This window comes from Streptomyces sp. NA02950 (assembly GCF_013364155.1).
In the GTDB taxonomy this organism is placed as follows: domain Bacteria; phylum Actinomycetota; class Actinomycetes; order Streptomycetales; family Streptomycetaceae; genus Streptomyces.
Window position 1 is genome coordinate 8,719,945 of the sequence record NZ_CP054916.1, and the last position, 20,717, is coordinate 8,740,661.

Sequence of the window (20,717 nt, forward strand, 5' to 3'; positions counted from 1 at the left end):
CACCCATACGCACACACCCCGCATCGCAGAGATCCACCTCCCCCTGCCAGTGTGGCCCCGCACCGGCCGGGTCGCATCCGGCCCGCCCTTTGTCGCGACCGCCCACCCGGCCGGTCGCGACAAAGGGCGGGCCGGACACCGGGCCCGTCAGAACGGGCGGTCGCCCTCGATGGCCACGCGCTCGGCAATCCTGCGGTGCGGGGCGTAGTCGCCCACCGCGTAGTGCTGGGTGGCGCGGTTGTCCCAGAACGCCACATCGCCCGGCTGCCAGCGGAAACGCACCTGGTACTCGGGGACGTGCGCCTGCCGGCAGAGCAGGCTCAGCAGCCGGTCGCTCTCCTCCCGCTCCAGACCGGTGATCCGGGTGGTGAAGGAGGTGTTGACGAAGAGCGTCCGGCGCCCGGTCTCCGGGTGGATGCGCACCACCGGGTGCTCCACCGGCGGGAACATCTCCTGGAACGGGGCGAGCCGCTCGGGCCCGTAGAAGCGGGCGAAACCGGGGATGAAGTCGTGGACGGCCGTGGCACCCTCGATCGCCTCCCGTACCTCCGAGGGCAGGTTGTCGTACGCGGCGGCCATGTCCGCCCACATCGTGTCCCCGCCGAACGGCGGGACCTCGCGCAGCTGGAGCACGGCGCCGAGCGCGGGCCGCTCGCGGAAGGTGACATCGGTGTGCCATACGTTCTCGAAGGTGACGGCGGCACCGTCGCTCTTGTCGAAGCGGGCCACCTCATCACTGGAACCGGCGGCGAGGAGCGGGTTGGTCTCCAGCGGCCCCCAGTGGCGGGCGAACGCGCGCTGCTGAGCCGGGGTGAGGTGCTGTGCGCGGAAGAAGAGCACCTTCCACTCCAGCAGTGCCCGGTTCAACTCCTCGCGCAGCGCGGGCTCCAGGGGCCGTGACAGATCGACGCCCTGGATCTCGGCCCCGAGGGTGGCGGCCAGCGGTACGACGCCGAACCGCTGGTACGGGCGCTCGGTCCAGCCATCGGGCAGCCGGGTGAGGGTGCGCGGTCCCTCGTACAGACCGTCCGGTGGGATCCGTGCCTCGCGCAGGGCCGGCGGCGGTGCGGTGGCGGTGGACGTGGCGGCGGTGATGGTCATGACGGACTCCTGACCGGTGTGGATGCGGGCGGTGCGGGCGGGCGGAATGCGCGGAGCGCAGTGGTCCGCGCGGCGGGGTCCGGCTATCGGCCGGAGCGCTCACACCCGGTGCGGTCCGGAGTGCGCGGATGTCCCGTGGTGGTGTACCGGCGCCTGGTCATGGGAGTGATTCTGGAATTCCCGGTGCCGTGCTGTCAATGCCGTGTAATATGCGCACTGCATGATTACCTATTACATCCGGGGGATGGTGTGGCGATGTATCAGATGGCTGCCGAGCGCGTGGACGCCGGGCCGGTGGACCAGGAGTTGGTGCGGGCCTGGGTCGAGGGCTGGGTCATCTCGCGGCTGGCGTCACCGCCGGAGCGGACCGCGTACGGGTTCGTCTTCGATGTGGGCACCCAGCCCCGTCAGGTGACCCGCCATGTCCTGCCCGAGGCCGACGAGGCGCAGGTGCGCGAGCTCACCAGCACCATCACGGCGCCCGGCACCTGGCTCAAGACACTGCTGCCCCGCGAGGTCGTCGGCCCCTGGATGGCGCCCGGCTGGGGCTTCGACGACCCCGGGTTCCTGATGTCGACGGCGCTGGCCCCGGTGTCCGCGCCGGCGCCCGACGGCTACCGCGTGCGCACCTGGACGCGGGGCGGGCTCACCCGGGTGCTGGTGGTCACCGCCGACGGCACCTTCGCCGCCCGCGGCCAGCTCGCGCTGCCGCCGGGCGCCGACACCGCCGTGGTCGACCAGATCGAGACCGCCACCGACCAGCGCCGCAAGGGTCTGGGCAGCCTCGTGATGCGGACGTTGGCCAACGAGGCGCTGGCGGTGGGCGCGCGGTCCGCGGTGCTCGGGGCGACCCCCGAGGGACGGGCGCTGTACGAGTCGCTGGGGTGGCGCACCGATGCCCCGCTGACCGGTCTGATCCGCAACCCCTCGGCGGCGCCCAAGGTCTGAGGTCGCATCAGGGAGACCGGGGCGGGACGGCCGGGGCGCTCGAGCTCACGGCCCCGGCCACCGTCTCGCGGGCGCGGGCGATCAGGGCACGTCCGGCCGGACCGCTCGGGCCCCCCGCCCGCCAGGCGAAGGCCAGTCGCCCGCGCAGCGCGGGCGGGTCGATGGCGACCGTCCGCAGCCGGTCAGACCGCGCCTCGGCGAACGCGCGGGGCAGGATGGCCGCGCCGAGTCCGCGCTCGGCGAGCTGGGCCAGCACTTCGGGATCGCTGGCCTCGAAGGCGATGTGCGGGGTGAAACCGGCCGCGGCGCACGCCTCGTTCAGCCGGGTGCGCAGCCCGGTGCCGTAGGGCAGGCTGATCAGCGCGCGGCCGCGCAGGGTGTCCAGGGAGACGGCCGTGTGGACGGCCAGTTCGTGGTCGTGGCTGACCGCGGCGACGATCGGCTGATCCGTGATCACCTCCATCTCCACACCGGCCGGGGTTGTGTTGCCCACGCTGATGATCGCCGCGTCGAGCCGTCCGTTGCGCAGTCCGTCGAGGAGTTCGTCGGACGTGGCCTCGGCGAGGGTGATCTCCACCGCCGGATGGGCGTTGTGGAACTCCGCCAGCAGTCCCGGCAGATCGACGCTGTGCGAGGTCACGGTGCCCACCGCCACATGTCCCCGCAGCAGCCCCGTCAGCTCGTCGACGGCGAGCCGGGCACCCTCCACGGCCGCGAGCGCGGCCCGTGCGTAGGGGAGGACCGCCGTGCCCGCCTCGGTCAGCCGCACCGAGCGGCCGGAGCGGTCCAGCAACTCCTGTCCGAGTTCCCGCTCCAACCGCCGGATCTGGGCGCTGACCCCGGGCTGGGCCACATGCACCCGCTCCGCGGCCCGGGTGAAGTTCCGCTCCTCGGCCACCGCCACGAAGTAGGCGAGCTGTCGCAGTTCCATAACCGTTGATTCTAGCAACCAGATCTATCATCTCTTGGACTTCTGGTTCCGGCGGCGACAGGGTGGAGGCAGACGAAAGGAGCCGAGCATGACCGAGACCCGTGAACGCGCCACCACTCCCGAGGACCTGGCGCGGCTGTTCGTGGAACGGGCCAACGCCGGTGACGCCGAGGGGCTGGCCGAGCTGTACGCGCCGGACGCGGTGCTCGCGTACCCGCCGGGGTCCGCGACCGTCGGCCGGGACGCCATCCGCGCGGCGTGCGAGCGGCTGCTCGCGCACACCACCGAACCCTTCCAGCTGGAGGAGGCGCTGCCGACCGTCCGCTACGGGGACCTCGCCCTCACCTCGACCCGCCCCGCCGACAACACCGGCGGCCGGGTGCAGGTGGCCCGGCGGCAGCCGGACGGCAGCTGGCTGCGGATCATGGACCGTCCCGAGGTCCGCTCCCCGAACCGGGGCGAGTGATGACCGTCCTCATCGCCGGGGCCGGGATCGGCGGGCTGACCGCCGCACTGAGCCTGCACGCGGTGGGCATCGACGCCACCGTCGTCGAGAGCGCCCGGGAGATCCGGCCCCTGGGTGTCGGGATCAACCTGCTGCCGCATGCCGTGCGCGAGCTGACCGAACTCGGCCTCGGCGGTGAACTGGCCGCCATCGGTGTGGCCACCGCCGAGAACGTGTACTGCGATCGGTACGGACGCCGGATCTTCGCCGAGCCGCGCGGAGTGGCCCAGGGCTATCGCTGGCCGCAGTATTCGGTGCACCGCGGGGAACTGCAACTGCTGCTCCTCGAGGCGGTCCGCGAGCGGCTGGGCGGGGATGCGGTCCGCACCGGGGCCCGCGTGGAGGACTTCGCGCAGGAGGAGTTCGGATCCGTCCCCGCGCGGGGCCCCGGCCCGGGGCCGGGTCCCGTCCGGGCCCGGCTCCTCGACCGTGCGAAGGGGACGGTCGAGGAGGTCGCCGCCGAGGCGCTCATCGGGGCCGACGGGCTGCACTCGGCGGTGCGCGCCCGACTGCATCCGGACGGCGGGCCGCTGCTGTGGTCGGGCATCCGGATGTGGCGCGGCACGACGGTGGCCGCGCCCTTCCTGACCGGCCGCTCCATGGTGATCGTGCGCGACGGCGACGCGGAGCTGATCGCGTACCCGATCGGCCGCGGCCGGATCAACTGGGTCTGCCAGGTGCGGGTGTCCGAACCCGCGCCGCTGGCCGGGGACGCGGCCTGGAACCGCGCGGGCCGGGTGGCCGATGTGCTGCCGTACTTCGCGGACTGGCGGCTCGGCCGGCTGGATGTGCCGGGCCTGCTGACCGGGAGCGAGGAGATCCTGGAGTACCCGATGGTCGACCGGGAGCCGCTGCCGTCCTGGGGCCGCGGGCGGGTGACACTGCTCGGCGACGCCGCCCATCCCATGTATCCGGTGGGTGCCAACGGCGCCTCCCAGGCCGTCGTGGACGCCCGGGTGCTGGCGTACCATCTCGCCACGGCGAGCGCGGTACCGGAGGGGCTGGCCCGCTACGAGGCCGCGCGCCGTGAGGCGACCGCGGCGGTGGTACGGGCGAACCGGGCCATGAACGAGGACGGCGGGCGGACCCCGCGCGACCTCGCCCGGGTCACCGACACCTATCGGCACACCTCGGGCGGCGCAGTGCGGGAGCTCAACACCCGCCCGTCGCTGACCCCGACGCGTCGCTAGGCTCCGGGGACGGCGCTCCGCACCGCGTTGGCGGCTGTCCGGCTCCGCGCTTAGCGTGGAATCAGACAGCGGTCTTGGCGAGGACGGTCCGGCGCGTGGGTGGTGGGAGGTCCGAGGTGGAATCCGTCACCTTCCTTCTGGGCGCCGTGATTCTCACCGCGCTGGCGTTCGACTTCACCAACGGCTTCCACGACACGGCCAACTCGATGGCCACCTCGATCGCCACGGGGGCGCTGTCCCCGCGTGTCGCCGTGGCCGTGGCCGGAGTGCTCAACCTGGCGGGGGCGTTCCTGTCCACCGAGGTGGCCCGGACCATCTCCAACGGCATCGTCGACGACACCGAGGTCTCCCCGGTGATGATCTTCGCGGGGCTCATCGGGGCGATCCTGTGGAATCTCATCACCTGGCTCGCCGGACTCCCCTCCAGCTCCTCGCACGCCCTCTTCGGCGGGCTGATCGGCGCGGTGTGGGTGGGGTCGGGCGGTTCCGCCGTGCGGTTCGACGCCATCACCGAGAAGATCGTGATTCCGGCGCTCGCCTCCCCGGTCGTGGCCTGTCTGGTCGCTCTGCTGGCGACGTATCTCGCCTATGTGATCACCCGGCGGGTGTCCGGCCGTACGGTGCGCAAGGGTTTCCGCGCGGGACAGGTGGGCTCGGCCTCCCTGGTGGCCCTCGCCCACGGCACCAATGACGCGCAGAAGACGATGGGGGTCATCACCCTCACCCTCATCTCCGGCGGTGTGCTCAGCCATGGCGCCGGACCACCGTGGTGGGTCGTGCTCAGCGCCGGTCTCGCGATCTCGCTGGGCACCTATGCCGGTGGCTGGCGGATCATCCGGACCATGGGGAAGGGGCTGACCGACATCCAGCCGACCCAGGGTTTCGCGGCCGAGACCAGCGCGACCGCGGTCATCCTCTCCTCCTCGCACCTGGGCTTCGCGCTGTCGACCACCCAGGTGTGCACGGGCAGCATCCTGGGCACCGGGCTCGGCCGCCGACTGGCCCATGTGCGGTGGGGCGTGGCCGGTCGGATCGCCATGTCCTGGCTGCTCACCCTGCCCGCGGCGGCGGCCGTGGGGGGCACCGCCGCGTGGGTCGCCGACCGGGGCGACGCGGGTGTGGCCCTGGTGGCGGGCGTGGCGGTGGCGGCGGCGGCCGGGTTCTACGCGCTCTCGCGCCGTCGGCCGGTCAACCCGGACAACGTCAATCAGCTACCCGCCCCCGACGCCGCCGAGAGCACGGCGCGCTGGGCCGCCTGACACGGTCGGGGAGCCTGACCACCGGGGGAGTGGAAACCGCGGGGGACACGAGAGGAGCCGGACGGGATGGACATCGAATGGGGCAGTCTCGGCGGCGTTCTCGGCGTCAGTCTGGGGATCACCGTGGCGGTCGTCGTCCTGTTCTCGCTCGGCATCGCTGCGTGGAGCCGCACCGAGACGTACGGCGAGCGCGCGAGCGCCACCCGCTCCGGCGTCACTCGTCCCGGGGCCACCCGCCGCGGTGTCCTTCACCGCCGCCCCGGCACCGTGGCCGCCGCCACCGCGGCGGTGTGCTTCGCCGCCTGCCTGGCGGTCGCCGCTTATGGAATCGACCTGATCATTCCCGGCTGAGACAATAAGGCCCTGTGCCCAGCGCCGGCCCAAGCCGCGGCGCGTCGCGGAAACGGGAGATCACACACGGTGTCACACCAGTCCGACGCCCCCTCCGGCGAGGTGGACCGCCTCGACCTGCGGTCCGACTGCGGCAGCTGCTTCGCGCTCTGCTGTGTCGCGCTGCCCTTCGCCGCCTCGGCGGACTTCGCGTTCGACAAGGACGCGGGACGGCCCTGCCGCAATCTGCGCGAGGACTTCCGCTGCGGTGTCCACGCCCAGCTGCGGGGGAAGGGCTTCTCCGGCTGCACGGTCTTCGACTGCTTCGGCGCCGGGCAGAAGGTCTCCCGCCACACGTTCGCCGGACGGGACTGGCGCCGCCACCCGCACACCGCCGCCGACATGTTCGCGGTGTTCCCGGTGATGCGTGTGCTCCACGAGTTGCTGTGGTACCTGACCGAGTCCTTGGCGTTCCCCGCCGTCCGGTCGCTCCACCACGAACTGCGCGACGCGCTGGACGAGACGGCACGCCTCACCCGCGGCAGCGCCGACGAGTTGCGGGCCCTGGACCTCGCGGCCCACCGGGAGAAGGTCAACGGGCTGCTGCTGCGCACCAGTGAGCGGGTACGGTCCACGGTCCCCGGAAAGAAGAAGAACCGCCGGGGAGCCGATCTCATCGGGGCCCGGCTCCGCGGTGCCGATCTGCGGGGCGCCAACCTGCGCGGGGCCCTGCTGATCGCGGCCGACCTCACCCGAGCCGATCTGAGCGCGGCCGATCTGATCGGGGCCGACCTCCGGGACGCCGATCTGAGCGGAGCCGATCTCACCGGCGCCCTGTTCCTCACCCAGGCCCAGCTCAACGCGGCCCGGGGCGACACCGCCACCCGGGTGCCGAGCGCGCTCACCCGCCCCGCGCACTGGTAGCTCCCCGGCCCGGGACTCGGTGTGGAATCCTGGCTGCCATGCCCGACGCATCCGACGCGCCCGTGATTCTGAGCGACAGGCCCGGATCGTTCGCCCGGAGCGTGCTGGCCGAGCGGCATCCGGCGCTCATCGCAAAGGTGCGCGACGCCTTCCCGTACGGCCCCGAACAGCACCGCGCGCTCGACGCCCTGCGCCATGAGTGCACCGAGGGCGTCATCGCACCGCTCCCCACCACCGCCCACGACCACGACCGGTGGCAGGAGTGGGGGCGCAAGCACTTCGGCCGGTCCTGGTTCGATGTGCCCTTCCTGTGGGCCGAGAGCTACTTCTACCGTCAACTCCTCGAAGCGGTCGGTTACTTCGGCCCCGGCCCCTGGCAGGGCATCGATCCGTTCCGCCCCTTCAAACACGCCGAACTGCACACCCCCGAGGCCACCGAGGAACTGGCCGCGCTCGGCACGGTGCTGCGGGCCCCCGCCGAGCGGCAGGCGAGCGCGCTGGTGCACGGCTCGCTGTGGGGCAACCGCGCGGACCTCGGCTTCCGGCTCTCCGCCGCCGGGGGCACGGCGGACGAGGCCGACGCGCCCCTCGTCGCGGACGACATCGACACCCTGTGGTCACTGCTGCCCAGCGGCTCCCCGGCCACCGTGTATCTGGTGGCGGACAACGCCGGGCGGGAGCTGCTGCCCGACCTCGTCCTCCTCGACCATCTGCTGTGCCACGGCCGCGCCGACCGGGCCGTGCTGGCGGTGAAGCCGTATCCGTACTACGTCTCCGACGCCACCACCGCCGATGTCATCGACTGTCTGCGCCGTCTGACCCGGTCCGAAGGAGCCGTCGCCGACATCGGCGGACGGCTGTGGTCGGCGATGGGCAGCGGCCGACTCACGATCCGGGCCCACGACTTCTTCCGCGCACCGCTGCCCTACACCGAGATGCCCGACAGCCTGCGGCGTGAATTCGCCTCGGCCACCGTGACCGTCATGAAGGGCGATCTCAACTACCGCCGACTGGTGGGCGACCGGCTGTGGCCTCCGACCACTCCCTTCGCAGAGTGCACTGCCTACTTCCCCGGGCCGGTGGCCGCGCTGCGCACCCTGAAGTCGGATGTGATCGTGGGCCTTGAGGAACGCACGGTGGCCGCGCTCGACACCGCGCACCCGGATGGGTGGCGCACCACCGGCACCCATGCGCTGATCCAGGTCGACCCCGGCCCGCGCCGGCGGTGAGACACCGCCGGCGCGGGGCCGGGCTCCGGGAGTTTGTGGCCGGACGCCGCGGTCAGCCGAGGCGGATGCCCACCGCGTAGGCGGTGAGAGTGGCCGGATCGGGCACGTGGTGGTCCTTGGAGGCGGCGGTGAAGCTGGGCGTCTGAGCGGTGGCCGGTTCCAGCTTCCACAGCAGATTGCCCGAGCCGTTCCAGTGCACCTCGGCACCGCCGCCGGTCAGCGCGAAACCGGGGGTCAGTGACGCCACCGCGGCCGGGTGCGGGGACCGTCCGGCGTCGGCCCGGGTGAAGGTGTTGTACACCGTCCCGACTCGCAGCTGCCGCCGCAGGGCGATCGCATAGGCGCGGATGTTGGCCGGGTCGGAGACCAGGTGGTCCTTCGACCGCACCTTCCAGGAGGTCTCGGTGGCGGGGAAGGACGCGGTGGCCAGATTGCCCGCACCGTGCCAGTCCACCCGGAAGCCGCCGCCGACCAGGACGTAGTCGTTCGACGACGGCAGCCCGGCCTCGGCCTCCGGATGCGGGGCCACACCGCTGTCCGCACGCGCGATGTACACCGACCGCAGCAGTTCGTCCCGGCTCATCCCGGCGATCTTCAGACCGATGACGTACGAGACCAGCTCGTACGCCTGCGCGTCGACATGGTCCTTCGCGCTGACGGTCCACCCCGACAGGTCGTCATTGGGGTACGACGCGGTCAGCAGCGCGCCCTGGGGGTACTCCACCGCCGTGGCACCGCCGCCGATGGCCACCATGTCCCCGTCGCCGACGAGCACGGTCTCGTCGATCCAGTGCTGCTGCGGCGGATTCCCCCGGTGCGAGAACACCGATACGGTCACCCGGCCCGAGGCGTCGTGGAAGGTGTTCAGCCGCGTCCCCACCGAACTCAGCACACCTCTGGTCCCCTCAGGTGCCTTGGACACGGCGGCGGCCGCTCCGGCCCCCATGCCACCGACCGCGGCGGCCCCCGCCACGGCTGTCGCCGCCCTCAGCATGTCCCTTCGGCTACGCATCATCTCTGCCAACCCGCCTTCTTCGTAACAACTGACCTTGTGTCAGGGCGAGCAGAAAACTAGCCGTGCCCCGCAATACACGGATATTCCCCGAAATGACGGATTGACAATGCCCCATGCCATCGGGGACGTGTCCCACCCGCCGCTCACACCGCCGCCACCTGGAGAAACCCCTCCGCCGAGGGTGCCGTCCCGGACTCCCGCCGCGCTGGAGGATCGCTCGGTTCCGGGCGGACACCTCCAGGTCGTCCTATTCAGGCCCCGTCAGGGCACATCCGTCGGCCAATCTCGAAACCGGCGGCGGGATTTCGCGCGCGGGCGCGGGTGGACGGGTGTCCCGGGCGCCGCCACGGGGGCGGCGAAATGCCGTGGCGGACGACCCGCCCCTCCCCGCAGAATCCACGGATGACCTCATTGCCCCCCGGCCCGGCGGCCGACTTCGCCACCAAACCCGTCCTCGTCGGCGAGAAGGCGCTGCTGCGCCCTTCACCGTGGACGACGCACCGGCCATGGCCGTCATCCTCGAGGACGAGGAGGTCCGCGGTTTCACCGGTGGGTCGGGCGCTCCCGCCTTCGGGGAGCGGCGGCTGCGGGAGTGGTACGGAAGCCGGGGCGCGCAACCGGACCGGCTGGACCTGGCGGTCGTCGACCGGGCGAACGGCGCGCTGGTGGGTGAGGTCGTGCTCCACGAATGGGACGAGCCCAACCGCAGTTGCGCCTTCCGTACGCTGCTCGGCCCACGGGGGCGGGACCGGGGCCTGGGCACGGAGGCCATCCGCCTGATCGTCGGTCATGGCTTCGAACGGCTCGGGCTGCACCGCATCTCGCTGGGGGTCTTCGCCTTCAACCCCCGGGCCCGCCGGGCGTACGAGAAGGTCGGCTTTGTCACCGAGGGAGTGGAACGCGAAGCGCTGCTGCACGAGGGCGCGTGGATCGACGCCGTGCTGATGTCCCTGCTGGACCGGGAGTGGGCGGTGCACCGTGGTGATCCGCGCCCCCCGGCGCCGCTGCCCCATGATGGAAGCCGCAAGCGGGCGAAGCCCGCGTCCCGCCCTCCGGAGGAGTGAGATCCCGTGCCACCCCCTCGTCGGCTCGCCGATCTGCCGTTCGCACGCCATCTCCGCGGGTTCGACGGGCCCCTGGCCGAAGGGGGCGACTACGACACCGTCCATCTGGACGGCGCCGACTTCGACGGGGCCGAGGGCGACGACGCCCGCTTCCTCGAGTGCGCCTTCTCCTCCGTGACCTTCACCGCGGGGCGCTTCCGCGGCGCCCGGTTCAATGACGTCTGGCTGGACGGGGTGCGCTGGGTCGGCACCGACCTGGCGGAGACCGACTGGCTGGACGCCGAGCTCATCGGCTGTGTGCTCGCCGGTCCGGAGGCGTTCGGCGCCAAGCTGCACCGGGTCACCTTCCACCGCTGTAAGTTCGAGTCGGTCAACCTGCGCACCGCCACCCTGCGGGAGGTCGCCTTCGCCGACTGCCTGCTGCGGGACGTCGACTTCAGCGGGGCCGCGCTGACCCGGGTGGAGTTCCCGGGCTCGGCGCTGGAGGGCGTCCGGTTCGCCGGGGCGCGGATGGCCGACACCGATCTGCGGGAGGCCACCCGGCTGGAGCTCACCGACGGCCATGACGCCCTGCGCGGCGCCGTCATCACCGGCGCGCAGTTGCTGGAGCTCGCCCCGATGTTCGCCGATGTGCTCGGGGTCAGGGTGGCGGAGACCGGATCCGGTCCGGCGCGCCGCCCGTCCGGCCGACACGGCGGCAGACGCTGAGGGCTGACCCGGGGAGAAGAACGCCGTCGGCCCTCTGCGGCGGCGGGCCATACGCTGGACCGGACCCGGGGGCGGGCGGCACGGTGGTCGGGTGCAAACGATGCCTTCCTCCCCCGCTCAGCCTCCCGCCACCTGGTTCGCCCGGCCCGCGGCCCGGACCTGGAGGTGTCCGCCCGCCCCGGACGACGTACGCCGCTTCCATACGGCGCGGTCCGACTACGCGTCCACTCCGCTGACCGAACTCCCCTCGCTCGCAGCCGAGTTGGGTGTCGGCCGGGTGTTCGTCAAGGACGAGTCGTCCCGCCTCGGGCTGCCCGCGTTCAAGGCGCTCGGCGCGTCCTGGGCGATCCACCGGATCCTGGCGGGGCGGGCGCCCGGCGCTCCCGTACGGCTGGTGACCGCAACCGACGGCAACCACGGCCGGGCCGTGGCCCGGATGGCGCGGCTGAACGGACGGCCCGCCCATGTGTTCGTTCCCCGCGGTGTGCACCCGGACGCGGTGGCCGCCATCGAGGCCGAGGGCGCGCGGGTGACCCGGGTGGACGGGCCGTACGACGTGGCGGTGCGGCGCGCGGCCGAGGCCGCGGACGAGCCGTCGGCCGTACTGGTCCAGGACACCTCCTGGCCCGGGTACGAGGAGATCCCGGGCTGGATCGTTGAGGGCTACGCGACCCTGTTCCATGAGATCGATCAGCAACTACGGGCCATGAGGGCTCAGTTGCCGGATCTGCTCGCCGTTCCGGTGGGGGTGGGCTCGCTCGCCCAGGCCGCCGTCACCCACTACCGGAGCCGCCCCGCCGGCCCCGCTCCTGCCCTGCTGGCCGTGGAGCCGGTGGCCGCGGCCTGTGTGCTGGCGAGTCTGGTCCGCGGGGAGCCGGTCGCCGTGGACACCGGTGAGACGGCGATGGCCGGCCTGAACTGCGGTACGCCCTCCGGTCTCGCCTGGCCCGCACTGCGCGACGGGCTGGACGCGGCCGTCGCCGTCACCGATGCCGACAGCGCCCGCGCCTCCCGTGACCTCGCCGCCCTCGGTGTCTCCTCGGGGCCCTGCGGCGCCGCCTCGCTGGCCGGTGTGCGCGCCGCCCTCACCGGGGAGGGCGCCGACGACCGACGTGGCGCGCTCGGGGTCGCACCGACCGCCACCCTCGTGCTGCTGAGTACCGAAGGCACGGCGGCCAATCCCGCCACCACCCCGGGAGCCTCGCCCTGACGGCTCCGGTGGCCACCGAGGCACAGGGTGGCGGGACGGCCGGTCAGCGGGTCATCAGCCAGGGCTGCTGCGGCAGTGGACTCCCGGTCTCCAGCAGCGACTTCAGGTTGGACAGCACCGCGGCCCAGCCTCCGGCCGCCGCCTCCCGCTCGGCCTCGTCGGCCAGGTTCTCGTGGGTCACGGTCAGCCGGACGATCTCGTTGTGCGGCTGGATGTCGAAGGTGACCCGCGAGGGCCCTCCGGCGGGTTCCTCGCCGGGCGCGGCCCAGGTGGTCACCAGTCGTGTCGGCGGCACGCTCTCCTCGACCGTGCCGACCACATCGGCGATGTCCGAGCCGTCCGTACGCCGGTGCTCCCAGGCGGAACCGGGCCGCCAGTCGGACACATTGCTGTGGCCCCAGTACTCGGCCGTCAGATCGGCATCGGTCAGCGCCTGCCACACCCTCTCCGGTGTGGACTCGATGTAGATGACGTACACGAACGTCGGCTTGTCGGCCATGGCTTCCTCCGCTTGTCGTTTCACCGCGCTCAGCGCGCTCAGCCGCGGGCGCTCGAACGTGGCGATCCACCGCTCCTGGACCTCCTGGAGGGGGACGGGATTGAGGTAGTGGAGTTTTTCGCGGCCCCGCCGGACCGTAGTGACGAGATGGGCGGCCTCGAGCACGGCCAGGTGCTGTGTGGCGGACTGACGGGTCATCTCCAGGCGGTGGCACAGCTCGCCCAGTGTCTGCCCGTTGTGCTCATGCAGCCGGTCCAGCAGATAGCGCCGGGTCTGATCGGCCAGTGCCTTGAAGACCTTGTCCATGTCCGAGCTCACGCTTCACGTTATGCAGGCGATTACCTGCATGTCAATCGATCTGACTGGTCGCGCTTTGTACCTACTAGTATGTACAGTCGACCGCGATGGCCGCGATCGGCAACCGACGAGATCGGCGACCGACGAGATCGGCGACCGACGAAGGAGAACCCCGCCATGCCCCTGGTCCGTATCGACGCGTTGAGGGCCGACAGCGAGCGGCTGGACGCGCTCGGCCGCGCCGTGCACGACGCCCTCGTGGAGACGATCGGCTTTCCGCCCGACGACCGGTTCCAGATCCTCACCGGTCACGACGGCGCCAGCGGCGCCCTGCGCTACGACGACTACCTCGGGGTGCACCGCGACGACGGCATCGTGTTCGTCGCGATCACGATGCGCGCCGGGCGCCCGTCCGAGCGGAAGCGGGCGCTGTACCGGCGGATCGCCGAACTGGCCGAGGAGTACGCCGGGACCGAGCCGCGCAATGTGTTCATCACGATCACCGAGAACGAGTCGATCGACTGGTCCTTCGGCCACGGGATCGCGCAGTACGCCGTCCCCCCGGAGGGGACCGGCGAGACGGCGGTGGCGGATGGCGCGTCCTAACGCCGCCGCAGCGCCCCGCGGACGAAGGCCGCCTGTCCCGCGTGTTGGAGATCGTCGGCGATGACGCTGACCAGCCGGACGCCGAGGGTCACCGCCGGGGTCCACGCCTCGTCCACGATCCGGTCGAGGTCGGTGTCCCGGAGCCCCCGGACGTACGCGAGCGTGTTCTCGTGCACGGCGTCGTAGTACCCGGTGAGCAGCTCGGCGTCCGCCCGGACCGCCGCCACGTCCTTGCCGCGGTGGCCGTAGCCGGTGGCCGCCGGGGGGAACGGCAGCCCGAACCGGTCGTACCAGCCGTCCGTCGTCCAGAGCTGCTCGGTGCCCGCGGCGTCGCCGACATGGTCGTCCTGAATACGGGTCAGATGCCAGACCAGCCAGGCGATGGAATTGGCCCCGGCGTCGAGCCGTACGGCCAGTTCGTCCTCGCTGAGACCGTCCACGGCCATGTGCACGGCCTCGGACACCCGGTCGAAGGCGTCGGCCAGCAGATCTGCGCTCCTCATACGCGGCTCCCTCGTCGCTCGTCCGTCGTCGGCCGGTCCGCCGCCCGGCCGGTCCGCCACTCGGCCTTTCGGTCGGTCCGCCACTCGGCTTGCGTACCATCGTTGCACCCGGGGGCGGCGGAGCCACGGGCTCAGACCGGTGGCACGAGGGTGAAATACCGGTCGAGCACCGCACGGTCGCCGGTCACCGACGCGAGCCGGTCCGCGGGGACGCGCTGCCAGAGGAAGAGCATCAGATCCGAGGCCGTACCGGTCAGCTCGACATCGCACGGCTCGTCCGGGGCGCCGGGCGCGGTGTGCTCGGTGAGCCGGACGGCGTCGCCCTCGAAGCGGACCGACCACACCTCGGGACCGTCGGTGCGGCGGAACCGGAAGTGTTCGCCCGCGCCGGGCGGGGCCTGCTTCCAGACACGCCGGGCCGGTGCCATCACCTCGAAGGTGTGGGGGACCGCGTAGGCCGCGAGTTCGGCCGCCATCGGCCGGGGCGGTACGGAGGCGGCGAGCTCGGCGTCCCAGCGGTGCAGGGCCGCCTCGATGCTCTGAATCCGCAGCCAGAATCCGGCGGACCGCTCCGTGGACCAGGTCCACACCCGCTCGTCCGGATCGACGCTCCGGAACAGGGCGTCCAGCGCGGCGGCCCCGTCGGCGAACCAGTCGACGAGGCTCCCCGGAACCGGCCCGAGATGCGGTCCGCCCTCGGGCGCGGGCCAGCCCTCGCGGTCCTCCGGCGGCTGGAACAGGCTGATGTCCGTGGTGTCCGGCGGCTCCGCGAGCCGTTCCCGTACGGTGTGGGCGACATAGCGGTGCACGGCGCCCAGGTGGAACACCAGATCGGACATCGACCAGTCGGGGCAGGAGGGGACCAGTGGTGCGTCGCCGCCATCGGCGGCCTGGCGGGCGACGGCCTCGAACGCCGTGATCTCTCGGTGGAAATGCGCGGTGAAGTCCATACGTGACACTCTTCCCGCCACGGTTCCGCCGTGCGCCACGCGTTCGCCCGCAGCGGAGCTTCTCGGCCGAGAGCCGAACGCCGCCCGCACGTGCGCACAGGCGCTCGGTGGCCCGCTCGGTGAGCGTGAAGTCCGCCACCATCCGCTCCTCCGGAACGCCCAGCAGGGCCAGTACGCGGCATCCTGAGGTGATCTCTACGTGATGGCGGGGTGCTGAGGGACCGTCAGATGGTGACCACCTCGACCGGCAGATGTTTGATGCCGTTGACGAAGTTGGAGCGCACCCGGGGTACTTCGCCGGTCAGCCGGATGTCGGCGATCCGCGGGATCAGCTCCTCGAACATGATCCGCATTTCGGTGCGGGCCAGCAGATTGCCCAGGCACAGATGGGGGCTGCCCTTGCCGAAGGTGACGTGGTCGTTGGAGCGCCGGGTGACGTCGAAGGCGTACGGGTCGGGGAAGACGGCCTCGTCGCGGTTGCCCGAGGCGTACCACATGACGACCTTGTCGCCCTCCTTGATGTGCCTGCCGCCCAGTTCGACATCGCGGGTCGCGGTGCGGCGGAAGTGGTAGACCGGCGACGCCCAGCGCAGGAACTCCTCCACGGCGCCCGGGATCAGGGAGGGGTCCCGGCGCAGCAGATCGAGCTGGCCCGGGTTCTGGATCAGCGCGAGCATGGAGTGCGAGATGGCGTGCCGGGTGGTCTCGTTGCCCGCGACGACCAGCAGCAGGAAGTAGTTGTCGAAGTCCTGCCCGGAGAGCGGCACCCCGTCCCGTGGGGTCTCGTTGACCAGCCGGGACACCAGGTCGGTGCCGTCACCGCCGCGCCGCTGACGCGCCAGTTCCCGACCGTAGGCGAACACTTCGAGGGAGGCGGGGGAGCGGAACGGCAGATCGCGGTAGTTCTCGCTCTCCGCGCTGTCGAGCAGCACATCGGCGTAGTCGGGGTCGGTGTTGCCGATGATGCGGTTGCCCCAGTCGATCAGCTGCTGGGTGTCGTCCTCGGGGACGTCGAGGAGGCGGGCGAGTACATTGATGGGGAAATCCGCGGACACCTCCTGGACGAAGTCGAAGCGGCCCTGGGCGAGGGCGGTGTCGAGGGTCTTCGCGGTCAGTCCGCGCAGGAAGTCGGTGTAGGTGTTGATGACCCCGGCGCCGAACTGGCGCTGGAGCAGCCGGCGCAGCGCCTGGTGGCGCAGTCCGTCCAGTTCGAGGATGGAGGCGCGGCGGGCGATCTGGTCCTCGTCCACTTCCTCCAGGTTGACGAACTTGGTCGAGGTGAACGTCTCGGGGTCGCGGTCGACCCGGACGATGTCCTCGTGCCGGGTCACGGCCCAGAACCCGTGGTGGGGCGCGGCCTCGGGCTGCCAGTGGACGGGGTCCTGATGGCGCAGGGTGTGGAACATCCGCCAGGGAGTGGTCCCGTCGCGGAACCTGTCGAGGTCGGTCAGGTCCACCTCGTCGAGGGGGAGGGGTTCGGGCACCCCGGTGCGGGCGGTGGCGGGGGAGGTCACGTTGGCTCCTTCGAAGGCGGGGGCGTCAGGCGGGGGTCATCGGCCGTCACAGGTGGTAGGCGTACTCGGTGAACTCCCAGTCGGTGACGTGGCGTTCGAAGCGCTGGACCTCATCGCGTTTGTAGGAGAGGAAGGACGAGGTGAAGTCCTTGCCGAGGACACCGGCCAGGGCCTCGTCGGCTTCCAGCGCGTCCAGGGCGGCCGCCAGGGACCGCGGAAGGAGCCGGGACTTCTCGGGGTCGTAGCCGTAGCCCTCGAGCGGGGCGGGCGGCTCCGTACCCTCCTGGACACCGAGCAGCGCGGCGCCGCACACGGCAGCGATGGCGAGGTAGGGATTGGCGCCCGCGTCGCCGAGGCGCAGTTCGAGACGGGTGCCCGCGCCGCGCTCGGGCGGTATGCGCACCATGGCGCTGCGGTTGTCCAGGCCCCAGTCGATCAGCCAGGGGGCGAGGGTGTCGGGGCCGAACCGCTTGTAGGAGTTGACGGTCGGGTTGAGCAGCGCGGCCAGTGCCGGGGCGTGGGCGAGAATGCCCGCGACGGCGTGGCGCGCGGAGTCGGAGAGCCCGAAGGGGGCGACGGGGTCCGCGAAGGCGTTGTGGCCCTCGGGGGTGTCGCAGGACAGATGGAGATGGAAGCCGGAGCCGCCCGCGTCATTGCGGGGCTTGGCCATGAAGGTGGCCAACTTGCCCTCTTTTCGGGCGAGTTCCTTGACCGCGGACTTGAAGCGGAAGGCGCGGTCGGCGGCGTCCAGACCGGCGGAGTGGGTCAGATTGATCTCGTACTGCCCGCCGTCGAACTCATGGTTGCCGGTGACCACGCCGATGCCCAGGTCGCGCAGCATCCGCAGGGTGCGCAACAGATGGTTGTCCGGGTCGGCGCGCAGCCCCGCGGTGTACACGGCACCGGGGACCTCCGAGTGGCGGCGCCAGCCCGAGGGGGCGGCCGGGTCCGGTTCGAGCAGGAAGTACTCCAGCTCGGGGCCGATGACCGGGTGCAGTCCGGCGTCCGCGCAGCGGGCGAGGACGGAGCGCAGCAGATCGCGCGGTGACTCGGGGGCCGGTGCGCCGGTGGCCGGATCGATGGTGTCGCCGAGGCACCACGCGACCCCGGGCTCCCAGGGCAGGGTGACCAGGGTCTCCGGATCGGGGGTGACGACCACATCGGGCAGCCCCGCGTCGAGGCCGCCGGAGACCGGGACCACATCCCCCTGCGGGCTGGTGTGGTAGACGGCGCGGCAGAAGGCCAGACCGTGTGCACAGGCGGCGGGAAGGTGTTCCAGCAGGACATCGCGGGACCGGTCGATCCCGATGAGATCGGGGAAGGACACCCGGACCACATCGATGCCCTCGGCGGCGAGCCGGTCCATGTGGTGGCGGACGTGCGCTGGGTCGTGGGCAGTCACCGATGCCTCCTCGGGCGGTTCGGATGCCTCAGGGCTTTCATTTGATGCCAAACGTTATGGAGGGAGGTCTCGCCCCGCAAGGGGGTCGGGCCACATATTTATCCATCTGGACAGGCATTGACCAGGGTCCGATGGCTGCATATCTTGTTTGAAGCCAAACGAGTCAAGGGATGCTTCTCGCACCCCTTGTGGCCGGGGCCCGGCCACCGTGCCGGGCCCCTTTCTCCCCGCACCCCCCGGACGCCCTCACCTCCAGGAGGAACCGGCCATGAAGGTCGTCGTCGACATGAACAAATGCCAGGACCACGGCCAGTGCGTCTTCGCCGCCCCCGACGTCTTCCAGCTCGACGACGCGGGACATCTGGTGTTCGTGAGCGAGCCGGACGAGGCGCTGCGCGCCGATGTCGAGGACGCGGCGGACGTCTGCCCGTTGCAGGCCATCCGGGTCGCGGACACCACCCCGTGACCGGCCGCATCGTCGTCGCCGGAGCCTCCATGGGGGGCTTGCGCGCCGCCGAACAGTTGCGCGCCGCGGGCTGGACCGGCGAGATCACGGTACTGGGCGACGAGCCCCATATGCCCTACAACCGGCCCCCGCTCTCCAAGGAGGCACTGGCCGGGGAGACCCCTTTCTCCTCCCTCGCCTTCACCCCGCGGGCGAGCACCGCCGATGTGACCTGGCGGCTGAACACCACCGTGACCGCCGCCCGGCTCATGGAGCGGATCGTCGAACTCGACGGCGGTGAGCGGCTCGGCTACGACGGGTTGGTGGTCGCCACCGGAACGCGCCCCCGGCGGCTGCGCTGCGCGGGCCCCTCCGGCCCCGGCAGCGGCCGCCACACCGTACGCACCCTCGCCGACGCCCACGGTCTGCGGGCCGCGCTGACCCGCCGCGGGGCGCGGGTGGTCGTGATCGGCGCCGGATTCATCGGCTGCGAGGTGGCCGCCACCGCGACCGGACTCGGTGTCGCGGAGGTGACCGTGGTCGCCCCCGAACCGCTCCCGATGCTCCGCCCGCTCGGCGCGCCACTCGCCCGCGAACTGCGCCGCCGCCACGAGCTGCGCGGGGTGCGCTTCGCGCTCGGCCGGGGTGTCACCCGCTTCCAGGGCGGGGAGCGGATCAGCGGTGTGGTGCTCGAGGACGGCTCGGTGCTGCCCGCCGATGTGGTGGTGGAGGCGGTCGGCTCGCTCCCCGCCACCACATGGCTGGAGGGCAACGGACTCGACCTGTCCGACGGGGTGCTGACCGACGCACTGCTGCGGGCGGTGGCACACGGCGACGCCGTACCCGAGGTGGTCGCGGTGGGCGATGTGGCCCGTTTCCCCAACGCCCGCTACGACACGGTGGCGCGCCGGGTCGAGCACTGGTCCATCCCCGGTGACACCGCCAAACGCGCCGCAAGGACCCTGGTCGCTGCCCTCACCGGGGCCGAGCCGGACCCCACCCCGTTCGCACCGCTGCCCACCTTCTGGAGCGACCAGCACGACTTCCGGCTCCAGTCCTTCGGCGCCCCCGGGTTCGGCACCGCCGACATCCGGATCCTCGACGGCGACCTGGCGGGCGATGTGGTGGCCGGCTACCACACCGCGGACGGGCGGCTGACCGGTGTGGTCGCCCTCGGGGGCCGGACCGCCGTCGCCGCAGCCGCCCGCTACCGCGCCCGGCTGCTCCAGCAGCCCGCCCTCACCGCCCCCACCCCCGCGACTGTCTGAGGAGCCACACCATGTCCGGCCCGCGCGGCTACTTCCACCCCAAGACGGCGACCGGAGCGTCGTCCCTCATCCCCTCGCCCCCCTGGCACTACTCCGGCGATCTGCTCACCGTCGAGTACCGCACCGACCCCGCGCGGGTACGGGAACTGCTGCCCGAACCACTGGAACTCGCCGAGGAGGACCCCGGCGCGGTCGCGCTGATCTGGGCCGACTGGCAGTCGTGCTCCGCCGGCAAGGAAGAGCTGCTGGACCCGGTGCGCGCCCAGTACAAGGAGGTGTTCGCGGTGGTCCGCTGCGCCTACCGCGGGCAGACGTACTCGCGCTGCGTCTACATCTGGGTCGACAAGGACTTCGCCATCGCCCGCGGACTGCACCAGGGCTACCCCAAGAAACTGGGCTCGGTCCATCTCACCCGCCCCCACCCCTACGGTCCGGCCCCCCGGATCGCCCCGGGCGCACGCTTCGGCGCCACCCTGGCCGCCGCGGACCGCCGGCTGGCCCAGACGGTGCTGACCCTGCGCGAACCCTCGGAGACCGGTGGCTTCGTCAATGGCCACCCCATGGCCCACCACCGCTGGCTCCCCTCCATCGAGAAGGGCAAGGGCCTGGCCCTGGACGAGCTGATCGCCTCCGGCGCCGCCGAGTTCGAGGCCGGGCAGGCATGGACGGGCGACGCCGAGCTGGAGCTGTTCGAGGCGCCCACCGAGGAACTGGCGCGGCTGGAGATCCGCGAACCGATCGCCGCGTACTACCGGCAGGTCGGCGTCGTCTGGGACGGTGGCCACCTGCTGGAGTCCAACACCTCCGGCTCCTCCTAGG

22 protein-coding genes are annotated in these 20,717 nt (G+C 72.0%); 14 read left to right on the plus strand and 8 right to left on the minus strand.

The features are described from left to right. Positions 1-147 precede the first annotated feature (147 nt). Entirely contained in the window at positions 148-1,101 is a 954-nt protein-coding gene (locus HUT19_RS37440; protein ID WP_176185179.1) for a TauD/TfdA family dioxygenase, read from the minus strand. 264 nt (positions 1,102-1,365) lie between these two features. Between HUT19_RS37440 and HUT19_RS37445 the strand changes: the two genes are divergently transcribed. Beyond that, the gene (locus tag HUT19_RS37445; RefSeq protein WP_176187769.1) at positions 1,366-2,049 is read left to right on the plus strand and encodes a GNAT family N-acetyltransferase; all 684 of its coding nucleotides are present in this window, start codon (positions 1,366-1,368) and stop codon (positions 2,047-2,049) included. A gap of 7 nt (positions 2,050-2,056) precedes the next feature. Here the strand turns inward: HUT19_RS37445 and HUT19_RS37450 are convergent, their stop codons facing one another. Then, positions 2,057-2,980, minus strand: a complete 924-nt coding sequence (locus tag HUT19_RS37450) for a LysR family transcriptional regulator (protein WP_176185181.1) — start codon at positions 2,978-2,980, stop codon at positions 2,057-2,059. Positions 2,981-3,068: 88 nt separating this feature from the next. Here HUT19_RS37450 and HUT19_RS37455 point away from each other — a divergent pair, with 88 nt between their 5' ends. The 6 genes from HUT19_RS37455 (at position 3,069) to HUT19_RS37480 (ending at position 8,417) form a co-directional block, all read left to right on the plus strand. Further along, positions 3,069-3,446, plus strand: coding sequence for an SgcJ/EcaC family oxidoreductase (locus HUT19_RS37455; RefSeq protein ID WP_176185183.1), 378 nt, complete (start codon positions 3,069-3,071; stop codon positions 3,444-3,446). Then, positions 3,446-4,675, plus strand: coding sequence for a flavin-dependent oxidoreductase (locus HUT19_RS37460; RefSeq protein ID WP_176185185.1), 1,230 nt, complete (start codon positions 3,446-3,448; stop codon positions 4,673-4,675). Before HUT19_RS37455 ends, HUT19_RS37460 begins: the two co-directional genes overlap by 1 nt. 116 nt (positions 4,676-4,791) lie before the next feature. Further along, positions 4,792-5,934, plus strand: a complete 1,143-nt coding sequence (locus tag HUT19_RS37465; protein ID WP_176185187.1) for an inorganic phosphate transporter — start codon at positions 4,792-4,794, stop codon at positions 5,932-5,934. A 66-nt stretch (positions 5,935-6,000) separates the two neighbouring features. Further along, positions 6,001-6,285, plus strand: a complete 285-nt coding sequence (locus HUT19_RS37470; RefSeq protein ID WP_176185189.1) for a hypothetical protein — start codon at positions 6,001-6,003, stop codon at positions 6,283-6,285. A gap of 69 nt (positions 6,286-6,354) precedes the next feature. Continuing rightward, the gene (locus HUT19_RS37475; protein WP_176185191.1) at positions 6,355-7,188 is read left to right on the plus strand and encodes a pentapeptide repeat-containing protein; all 834 of its coding nucleotides are present in this window, start codon (positions 6,355-6,357) and stop codon (positions 7,186-7,188) included. Between the two features lie 38 nt (positions 7,189-7,226). Further along, entirely contained in the window at positions 7,227-8,417 is a 1,191-nt protein-coding gene (locus tag HUT19_RS37480; RefSeq protein WP_176185193.1) for a damage-control phosphatase ARMT1 family protein, read from the plus strand. A 52-nt stretch (positions 8,418-8,469) separates the two neighbouring features. On the opposite strand, the gene HUT19_RS37485 is transcribed toward HUT19_RS37480, so the two are convergent. Continuing rightward, positions 8,470-9,309, minus strand: a complete 840-nt coding sequence (locus HUT19_RS37485) for a hypothetical protein (RefSeq protein ID WP_176185195.1) — start codon at positions 9,307-9,309, stop codon at positions 8,470-8,472. Between the two features lie 611 nt (positions 9,310-9,920). Here HUT19_RS37485 and HUT19_RS37490 point away from each other — a divergent pair. The 3 genes from HUT19_RS37490 to HUT19_RS37500 all read left to right on the plus strand — a co-directional run bounded on the left by HUT19_RS37490 (position 9,921) and on the right by HUT19_RS37500 (position 12,414). Beyond that, complete coding sequence (locus HUT19_RS37490) at positions 9,921-10,496, plus strand: GNAT family N-acetyltransferase (RefSeq protein WP_368661729.1); 576 nt, start codon at positions 9,921-9,923, stop codon at positions 10,494-10,496. Between the two features lie 6 nt (positions 10,497-10,502). Next, positions 10,503-11,204 (plus strand): pentapeptide repeat-containing protein, encoded by a 702-nt coding sequence (locus HUT19_RS37495; protein WP_176185197.1) that lies wholly within the window; start codon positions 10,503-10,505, stop codon positions 11,202-11,204. A 100-nt stretch (positions 11,205-11,304) separates the two neighbouring features. Beyond that, positions 11,305-12,414 carry a diaminopropionate ammonia-lyase gene (locus HUT19_RS37500; RefSeq protein ID WP_176185199.1) on the plus strand — a complete coding sequence of 370 codons (1,110 nt, stop codon included), beginning with the start codon at positions 11,305-11,307 and terminating at the stop codon, positions 12,412-12,414. Positions 12,415-12,457: 43 nt separating this feature from the next. Here the strand turns inward: HUT19_RS37500 and HUT19_RS37505 are convergent, their stop codons facing one another. Next, entirely contained in the window at positions 12,458-13,219 is a 762-nt protein-coding gene (locus HUT19_RS37505) for a metalloregulator ArsR/SmtB family transcription factor (RefSeq protein ID WP_176187771.1), read from the minus strand. 168 nt (positions 13,220-13,387) lie between these two features. On the opposite strand from HUT19_RS37505, the gene HUT19_RS37510 reads away from it, so the two are divergent. Further along, on the plus strand, positions 13,388-13,816 hold the full coding sequence (locus HUT19_RS37510) for a tautomerase family protein (protein ID WP_176185201.1): 429 nt from the start codon (positions 13,388-13,390) through the stop codon (positions 13,814-13,816). Here the strand turns inward: HUT19_RS37510 and HUT19_RS37515 are convergent. The 4 genes from HUT19_RS37515 to HUT19_RS37530 all read right to left on the minus strand — a co-directional run bounded on the left by HUT19_RS37515 (position 13,813) and on the right by HUT19_RS37530 (position 18,185). Continuing rightward, a complete protein-coding gene (locus HUT19_RS37515; protein ID WP_176185203.1) occupies positions 13,813-14,319 on the minus strand; it encodes a DUF664 domain-containing protein in 507 nt (168 codons plus the stop codon). The genes HUT19_RS37510 and HUT19_RS37515 overlap by 4 nt on opposite strands. A gap of 131 nt (positions 14,320-14,450) precedes the next feature. Beyond that, entirely contained in the window at positions 14,451-15,269 is an 819-nt protein-coding gene (locus tag HUT19_RS37520) for a maleylpyruvate isomerase family mycothiol-dependent enzyme (RefSeq protein ID WP_176185205.1), read from the minus strand. A 224-nt stretch (positions 15,270-15,493) separates the two neighbouring features. Continuing rightward, on the minus strand, positions 15,494-16,783 hold the full coding sequence (locus HUT19_RS37525) for a cytochrome P450 (RefSeq protein WP_176185207.1): 1,290 nt from the start codon (positions 16,781-16,783) through the stop codon (positions 15,494-15,496). 46 nt (positions 16,784-16,829) lie between these two features. Then, positions 16,830-18,185 (minus strand): glutamine synthetase family protein, encoded by a 1,356-nt coding sequence (locus HUT19_RS37530; RefSeq protein ID WP_176185209.1) that lies wholly within the window; start codon positions 18,183-18,185, stop codon positions 16,830-16,832. A 268-nt stretch (positions 18,186-18,453) separates the two neighbouring features. Between HUT19_RS37530 and HUT19_RS37535 the strand changes: the two genes are divergently transcribed. Genes HUT19_RS37535 through HUT19_RS37545 form a run of 3 tightly spaced genes read left to right on the plus strand, consistent with a single transcriptional unit; the run spans position 18,454 to position 20,716 of the window. Beyond that, positions 18,454-18,651, plus strand: a complete 198-nt coding sequence (locus HUT19_RS37535) for a ferredoxin (protein WP_176185211.1) — start codon at positions 18,454-18,456, stop codon at positions 18,649-18,651. Next, on the plus strand, positions 18,648-19,898 hold the full coding sequence (locus HUT19_RS37540; RefSeq protein WP_176185213.1) for an NAD(P)/FAD-dependent oxidoreductase: 1,251 nt from the start codon (positions 18,648-18,650) through the stop codon (positions 19,896-19,898). Before HUT19_RS37535 ends, HUT19_RS37540 begins: the two co-directional genes overlap by 4 nt. A gap of 11 nt (positions 19,899-19,909) precedes the next feature. Then, a complete protein-coding gene (locus tag HUT19_RS37545; protein WP_176185215.1) occupies positions 19,910-20,716 on the plus strand; it encodes an acetoacetate decarboxylase family protein in 807 nt (268 codons plus the stop codon). The last annotated feature ends 1 nt before the right edge of the window (position 20,717 follow it).